Source organism: Bacillus sp. MRMR6 (assembly GCF_001940785.1).
Lineage (GTDB): Bacteria > Bacillota > Bacilli > Bacillales > Cytobacillaceae > Neobacillus.
In genome coordinates this window covers 71,774-80,127 of sequence record NZ_MSLS01000023.1, presented here as the reverse complement: position 1 = coordinate 80,127, position 8,354 = coordinate 71,774, and the positions used below count along the sequence as shown (strand labels likewise).

The window sequence follows — 8,354 nt, the reverse complement described above, 5'->3', positions numbered from 1 at the left end:
ATATACTGTATAATAGTTGCGAACACTTGTATAAAAATGTATGAAAAATAGGTATCGGATTGAATCCCCAATACGACGTAAATTGAAAAAATCCTTCAACGAATAAAAATTTATTTTTGGTGGGGTTACCATATTTTAGTTCATTAGCGAGGGCCGCGACTTCATTCTTCTCTGGCAATCAAAAATTTTGCGCTATGATCTTCTGCTTAAAAATCATCAAAGGCACAACTAGCTCATTAACGCTAGTTGTGCCTTTTTACGCGCAAAACTTCCGATTGTCCGCTTTAAGAACCGTCCCCATGCTCCCATGCTTGTCGAATTTTGACTAGAAGATAAAATTGACTTGTTTGAATGTTCAGAATAAACTTAACCTATCCGATAGGTTGACAGTCATAGAGCATGAAAAATTAATCCTTAGAAGGTGACAGTCATGAAGAGTATTAAGAAGGTTTCGATGCATGAGATGATTGCGGATGAAATCAAGCGGTATATACGGGAGCATCAGTTGAAAAGGGGAGATAAACTCCCATCTGTAGCGGAGTTAACTACGATTCTCGGTGTGAGCCGGTCGAGCATTCGCGAAGGTCTACGTTTTCTTGAGGGCTTTGAGATCATCGAGGTCCAGAATGGAAAAGGGATCTTTGTTAAAGAAGGTGATTCGTTAAAGATTGAAGCAAGAATCGATGTCGATCAGGAAAAGAACTACCTTTTACATATTAGTGAGCTGCGAAGGGCTCTTGAGGGCAAGGCTGTTGAGCTGGCCGCAGTAAGAGCCACAGAAGAGGAAATAGATGAAATGGACAGACTGCTAACGGAGGTCATTGCTCTTAAGGATGAGGGGCTAGATTCTTCCGCAGTGGACTGGGAATTTCATAAAGCGATTTATAAGGCTTCACATAATCCGTTGCTAGAAAGTGTTGCCGAGTCTGTTTCTGATACCTTTAATAAACTGTGGAGCAAGCCCTTTGGGATCGAGCATATTTTTGCCGATACGATTCCTTACCACCGGACGATGCTGGACGGAATCAAGGACAGAGACCCTGATTATGCATTACGAGAGTTTAATAAGTTTATAGACCTCGTAGAAGATACACTAAGAAAAATATAAGAAAGAAGGAATAGACATGACGAAACAGTCTTCAGATGAACATATTGTTACCCACCTTGGTGATGAATATGAGCGATTTCACGGAGCAGTTGTTCCACCCATCTATCAAAATTCTTTGTTTGTCTTCGAAAACTTTGAACAACTGACAGAAGCGATGAAGGATGAGCAAAGCAGCTATCTTTACTGGCGCGGCACGAATCCAACGGTGGAAATTGTCGAGAAGAAGCTTGCCGCACTGGAAAAAGGAGAGAAATGCAAACTATTCTCTTCGGGAATGGCGGCCATCTCCTCAGCAATTTTAACTTTTTTACAAGCAGATGATCATGTTTTAAGTGTCAGCAATATTTACGGCCCGACAACGAAATTCTTTAGCTATATTGAAAAATTTGGCATCACCCACACCAATACCCTCAACACAGACCTGGAGGCAATTGAATCCTTAATTCGCCCCAACACCAAAGTGATTTACTTAGAAAGCCCGACGACGATGTCCTTTAAGCTCGTGGATTTGAAGGCGATTGCCGCTTTAGCCAAGCAACGAGGAATAAAAACGATTATCGATAATACTTGGGCTACACCTATTTTCCAAAATCCGATTACATATGGAATTGATATCGTTGTCCATTCCGTTTCCAAGTATCTAGGCGGCCACAGCGACCTTGTTGGCGGTGCCTTAATTACCAGCAAAGAAATCATGGATCATCTTTTTTATCATGAATATCAGCTGCTTGGTGGTGTGATGCCGCCATATGAAGCCTGGTTATTAATGCGCGGACTTCGGACACTGCCGATTCGGATGAAGGCACATCAGGAAAGCGGCTTGAAAATTGCCTCTTTTTTACAAGAACATGCGGCTGTGAAAAAGATCAATTATCCTGGTTTGCCAAGCTCTCCAGATTATGAGTTAGGCAAACAGCAGTTAAAAGGATATGCAGGCTTGCTGAGCTTTGAACTGAAGAATAATCAGTTCGAGTCGGTTAGGAACGTTATTAATAGTTTGAAGCAGTTTCAAATCGGCGTATCCTGGGGTGGCTTTGAGAGCCTAGTAATCTCACCTAATTATGGCTATAACGTTGAGCAATTAGTGAAAAGTGGGATGGATCCAGGGTTGATCCGAATTTCAGTCGGGTTAGAACATGTCGATGAGTTAATGGAAGACTTAGACGCAGCTTTAAAGCTGGCTTAACAATCGGTATAAAAGGGGTCGATCCCTTTTGTATATAACTACAAACATTTCAAAGGGGGAGTAAGTTTCATGCTTCATCTCAAAAAGAAGTTTTTATTTTTTGTGTCATTATTGGTGCTTATTGGTATCATTTCGGCCTGCAGCAGCTCAAAGGTAGATAACTCAGGTGAGAAGGACGATAAAGATGAAAAAGTCACATTAAGGATGGTTGAAAGTATTACAAGCCCAGCTAGAACTACGTTGTTAAAGGGAATGTTGGCTAAATTCGAAGCCGAAAATCCAAACATTAAAGTGGAACTCATTTCCCCGCCATTACAAAGTGCAGATGAAAAAATCACACAGATGCTGATGGCGAAAGAGGATATTGATGTGTTAGAGGTTCGTGAGCAAACGGTTAAGAACTGGGCGACGAATCAATTTATTGAAGACCTTTCTGCTTATACTGACAAGTGGGAAGACTGGAATACGTTAACCGAAACGATCAAGCATGGTGCGAAAGCGGTTGACGATAAGCCATATTATATTCCGTATGGTGTCTATGAAAAAACATTATTCTATCGTAAGGATTGGTTTGAAGAGGCTGGAATTGAGGTTCCGGAAACATGGGATGAGTTAGTAGCTGCGGCGATTAAACTAACCGATCCTTCGAAAAACCGCTATGGTTATAGCTTCCGAGGCGGTGCAGGTTCTCCTGACTATATCGAATTTATGACATGGTCGTATTTAGGGAAGAAAATTGCTGAGAAGGATGCGTATTTCACAACTGACGGCAAGGTTATGTTTGATACACCAGAAGCGATGCAGGTACTCGATACCTTTGTAAAAGTTTATAAGGAAGCTTCACCTCCCGATTCAATCAGCTGGAGCTATCCAGAGATGGTTCAAGGCTTCACTTCTGGGATGACAGCGATGTTAATTCAGGATCCAGAGGTTATTGTGACAGCAGAGGAAAACATGGAAGAAGGTACATGGGATACGGCTCCACTACCTAAAGGTACGCCATCTGGGGTAGCGCAGCAGCCAGCAGGAACAGCAGGCTGGGGAATCGGTGCCTTCTCGAAGCATAAGGAAGAAGCATGGAAGCTCGTATCATTCCTTTCTAGCCCTGAACAAAATCTATTTTTTGCAAAAGAAAACTCTTTAATTCCGATTCATTTAAGTGCGGGCGATGACCCATATTTCAAGGAAGGCTACTTCAGCTCTTACATTGAAATGAATGCAAAGCCAAACGAATTCTTAATCGCAGACCGTCCAGTCCACTATAAGGGATATGCAGAATATCGTGCACTAGCTGAAAAAGACATTCAGGCCTTACTTTTAGGAAAAATATCAAAAGAAGATGCTTTAGCTAAGTGGACAGATTTCTGGAAGAAGGAAAAAGAGAATCATAAATAGGTGACAGGCACCACCGTTTTTTGGGGGCAGTAAGGGTGACTGCTGCCCCTGTTTCTTTTTTAGAAAGGGGAATATGAAACTTGAAAACTCAGACTGAACCTGTTACAGAGCGTGGCTTGCCATTGTTTCGTATGTCTAAACATGGGCTGTTTATTTTCCTTTGTTTACTCCCAGCGTTAATCCTTGTTTCGATTTTTACTTATTATCCCTTGTTAAAAGGGGTGATCATGGCGTTTCAGAATTATTCTGCTTATGATTTAATGAACATTAAGTTTATTGGTTTTGAAAACTTTACAACGATTATGGCTGATATTGGCTTTAGAGAATCACTGGTTAATAGTTTTTATTGGGTCTTTTTTTCCTTAATTCCGCAATTTTTTATTGGTTTTATCGTTGCTTTGATGTTGAGAAGAAAGTTTAAGGGAAGAGGGGTTTACCAAGCGTTTATCTTTTTCCCATGGGCGATGTCGGGGTTTTTAATTGGTTTGATCTGGCGCTGGATGCTGAACGGGCAAAGCGGGGTCATTAATGACCTATTGATGAAGCTTGGAGTCATCGATACGGCGATTCCGTTCTTGGCAGATCCGACCTGGGCGTTGATTTCTGTTATTGTTGCAAACATTTGGTACGGGATTACCTTCTTTGCGATTATGATTTTAGCGGCACTACAATCGATTCCGGAAGAACTGTATGAAGCGGCAAAGATTGACGGAGCGGGATATGTCCAACAGCTTTACAAGATTACCATCCCGTATATCCTGCCAACCCTGATTGTGACCACCTTACTGCGAGTCATTTGGATTTTAAACTTTCCTGATTTGATTTATTCTTTAACAAATGGGGGGCCAGCGGGTTCGACGCATATTCTATCAACGTTCATGCTTGAGAAAATTATTTATGGTCAAAACTACGGACAAGCTGCAGCGGTCGGCGTGATCATGATTTTTATCTTAATATTCTTTTCGATTTTCTATTTACTAGCAACGAAATTCAACAAAGCGGGTGATTTTTAATGATGAGACGAGTGAATTGGAAGCTAGTCGTTAAAGTTATTTTCTTATCTCTCTTTCTAGTCTTTACGGTATTCCCGCTTTATTGGATTTTCGTTACTTCGTTAAAGCCTGCAAAGGAAATGTTCACTTTCCCAATCCAGTACTGGCCGGAAAACGTTACGTTTGAAAACTATATAAATATCATTAAAATTTCTAACTTTGATGTTTATATTTTTAATAGTTTAGTGTTGTCCTTTGTAGCAGGAACCGTTTCCTTAATTATTGCGACACTTGGTGGATATGTTCTTGCTAGGTTTGAGTTTAAAGGTAAAACGCAAGTGATCTTTGCTTTCTTCATTACGCAAATGATTCCTTTGTTTATCGGACTAGCACCTTTATATTTGCTAATGTCTAAGCTGGAGCTGCTCAATCGCTTACCCTCCCTCATGCTCATGTATACGGTGATGATGGTGCCATTTTGTACGGTAATGATGAAAGGTTTCTTCGAAAGAATCCCGTCAAGTCTAGAGGAAGCGGCGATGATCGATGGCTGTTCACGGATTTCGGCTCTATTTAAGGTCATCATTCCGGTTATGCTGCCAGGGTTAGCCGCTACCTTCATCTTTGCCTTTGTTCAATGCTGGAACGAACTGTTTCTAGCAATCATGTTCATCGACAAAGAAGAAGCCAAAACCATTCCAGTAGCGATGAACTCGTTTATTACAAAGTTCGATATCGATTGGGGCGCCATGTCCGCCGCAACCGTACTATCCGTCATTCCAACACTCATCCTGTTCGCCTTCGCACAGAAATATATTGTGGAAGGCATGACACAGGGATCTATAAAAGGGTAAAAGTGACGCGGGGACGGTTCTTCTGCTTCCATCAAGGAAGCAGAAGAACCGTCCCTTTGTATCCTAAAAAGAAAATAAATTTCATTTTTAAATATATTTTGAAAATTAATTGAATTTATCGATAATCGAGTATATAATGATGAAAGCGCTATCTTAATGTTAGCTTCTAAGACCACACTCTAATTCTCCATTTTGACTAGTGCAATTACGAATAAAGGGAGAGGGAAATATGGGGAAACGATTGAAAGGATTTATGGGTACTGCTCTTGCTGCAAGTCTAGTATTCTCTTCATTTGGTGTGAATGGGAGTGCTTTGGCTGAGGGGGGTTCAGCTGTTAAGGTCATGACGGTTGAGGATCAATCGGGAGACCGGATGGCTATTGACGGAATCAATCAACTGGCCAATGATAACAAGCTGATTATTTTTAATGACACTTTTAGTTATTACACGGAGACATCTAAGGGCAGCATGGAGGTCGTGTTGGAGAAAACAGGCCTGAATACATACCGTGTGGTAAATGAAACAGATGGTGACAGTGCGATTCCTGAAAATGGTTTGGTGCTCTCAACTGGTGATATTACCACCACTGCCATAAAGGATTACCTGACTCAATTGGAGGATGGGGAAACAATCAAACTTATGGAACCACTCGAGAAGAGTGAGAAAAAACTGGCACAGGCTGTTGACCCAACTCGAGCCTCAAACCCAGGTGGTGCCGTTTTTGATGGCTTCCGGGGTCCTGATCAGCTAATCGTTTATACTCCTACTTTTGGGGCTTCAACAAAGACCAACCCGTACGGTTATGAAATTACCGTAGAAAATGGATTTGTTACCAAACTAGGCGGAGGTAACTCGAAGATTCCAGCCAATGGTTTTGTGGTGAGTGGCCATGGTGTAGCGTCAAGTTGGATTTCCTCTAATTCCATTATTGGAGCAAAAGTGACAGTAGTAGATGGAATGGTAGAAATTGTCCAGGATGTTGATAGTTTTCAATACCAAAGCCAACAGGCAATCGAACAAGCAAAAGCATCCATCGCTAAAGCAAAAAGAGATTACTTAGAGGTAGCGATGAAGGAAGCGGAAATGTCCATCAAACAGGCGGAGGCTTTAATTGATGAAGCGGATGCACTAAAAGCAAGTAATCCTGAAAAAGCACTCGATGTTGTCCGTCAAGCAACTCAATTTGCCTATGATGCCTATTATTATTCCTTGCCTTCTGAAGTGGCAGAGCAGCGGGGAATTTGGTATCGTCCGGAAGAAACGACACTTGAAGGGGTAAAGCAAGTGCTTGACCGGATGGAAAAGGCAGGTTTCAATTCTGTCTATCTTGAAACAACCTTCTGGGGTTATACAATCTACCCAAGTAAAACGATGGAAGCCTATGGACTGCCTGCTCAGCACCCTAGATTTGAACATGCTGATTATGGACAATATGGCAAGGATATCTTAAAAGCCTATGTTCAAGAAGGAAAGAAGCGCGGACTGACCGTTCAGGCATGGACAGATGGTTTCATGATCGGCCATAGCAGCCTCGGGTTGCCTTCACAATTTAAGAAGTATCCAGAATGGGCAGCGATTCAACGCCAAAATACAAGCGGCGAGCCTAAACCAGATTCATCAAGTAATTACTACTGGCTGGATATTGCACAGCCAGAGGTACAGACATTTATGCTGGACATTTATGATGAAATGCAAAAGAAATACGATATTAAGGGCTTGAATATCGATTACATGCGATATCCTCATCAGAGCTTCGAGAAAAGCTATGGTTTTAGTGAAAAGGTTAGAAGCATATACAAAGAGCAGTCTGGAATAGACCCTTATGAACTAAATCCGACTGCAACACCAGAGGAATGGAAAGCCTGGGAAAAGTGGCTGCAGGAACAAGAAAATCAGTTTGTTCATGAACTGCATAAGCAATCCAAGGCGATTAATCCTAAGTTTATGCTGACGGCCACTCCTGAACCAGGACCGGAGGCTGTATTAATCAGTGACTGGAAGGATGACCTGGATGGAGTGATTCCACAGGCGTATGGCCATGATTTTAACAGCATTCAAAATACCGTGAATGCCAGCAAAAAGCTAATGCCAGAAGGAACGATGTATTACACAGGAATTTATTCGTTCTATCACCACCTTAGTGAGATGGCAAGTGTGAGTGATGTTCTTTCTGCTAAGCATGGAACATCAGGGGTAAATATGTTTGCGTTTGGCCAGGCAAGTGCTCCTTCTGTGGATGCATTAGGAAAAGGTCCATGGAGGGAAAAAGCAGTTAACCCTGGAGAAGAGCCGATTAAAGCAGCACTTACTCAATTAAAGCAAATCACCCAGCAGTTAAATCACCTTTATATTCCACAGGGTGCAGTGGACCATCATGAAGGGATTAGCATTAAACAATCCGTGAATAAGGTAAGCGCAGCCTTAGAGAAGGATACAGCTAGCAGTCTTGATGCTTTTGATGCAGCACTTTTAAAGGTTCATCAGGCGTTGGAGGCAAATAAGCTGAATAGTGCAGTGGCTGAACGCTTGAAAAAGCAGCTTTCTGATAGCAAAATGTGGGTAAACTATTCCCTTCACCATCAAAAATAGTTTAAAATGATGCACAAGAACCGTCCCTGTGTCACCTTAATAGAGGAAGAATAGATTCTAGTTTGGAATCTATTCTTCCGACAAAAATGCTCGATTTTACAAAAATGAAATTAATTTTCATAAAATAAAAAAATGCTAAAATTATTTTAAAAATGAATTGCTAAAATTTGAGAGTCCTATTATAATCAAATTGAGAACGCTTTCTACTAGTCTCTGAGGAGGAAAAAAG

The 8,354-nt window shown here is 41.4% G+C and carries 6 protein-coding genes; all 6 read left to right on the top strand.

Annotation, left to right across the window (positions count from 1 at the left end):
- The first annotated feature begins 430 nt into the window (after positions 1-430).
- The 6 genes from BTR25_RS18725 to BTR25_RS18700 all read left to right on the top strand — a co-directional run bounded on the left by BTR25_RS18725 (position 431) and on the right by BTR25_RS18700 (position 8,125).
- On the top strand, positions 431-1,108 hold the full coding sequence (locus BTR25_RS18725; protein WP_075689565.1) for a FadR/GntR family transcriptional regulator: 678 nt from the start codon (positions 431-433) through the stop codon (positions 1,106-1,108).
- Between the two features lie 16 nt (positions 1,109-1,124).
- Complete coding sequence (locus BTR25_RS18720) at positions 1,125-2,294, top strand: trans-sulfuration enzyme family protein (protein WP_075689564.1); 1,170 nt, start codon at positions 1,125-1,127, stop codon at positions 2,292-2,294.
- A 69-nt stretch (positions 2,295-2,363) separates the two neighbouring features.
- Positions 2,364-3,689 (top strand): ABC transporter substrate-binding protein, encoded by a 1,326-nt coding sequence (locus BTR25_RS18715; protein WP_075689563.1) that lies wholly within the window; start codon positions 2,364-2,366, stop codon positions 3,687-3,689.
- 80 nt (positions 3,690-3,769) lie between these two features.
- Complete coding sequence (locus BTR25_RS18710) at positions 3,770-4,702, top strand: carbohydrate ABC transporter permease (RefSeq protein ID WP_254842748.1); 933 nt, start codon at positions 3,770-3,772, stop codon at positions 4,700-4,702.
- Complete coding sequence (locus tag BTR25_RS18705) at positions 4,702-5,535, top strand: carbohydrate ABC transporter permease (protein ID WP_075689562.1); 834 nt, start codon at positions 4,702-4,704, stop codon at positions 5,533-5,535. The genes BTR25_RS18710 and BTR25_RS18705 overlap by 1 nt, the downstream gene beginning before the upstream one ends.
- Before the next feature lie 229 nt (positions 5,536-5,764).
- On the top strand, positions 5,765-8,125 hold the full coding sequence (locus tag BTR25_RS18700; RefSeq protein WP_075689561.1) for a family 10 glycosylhydrolase: 2,361 nt from the start codon (positions 5,765-5,767) through the stop codon (positions 8,123-8,125).
- The last annotated feature ends 229 nt before the right edge of the window (positions 8,126-8,354 follow it).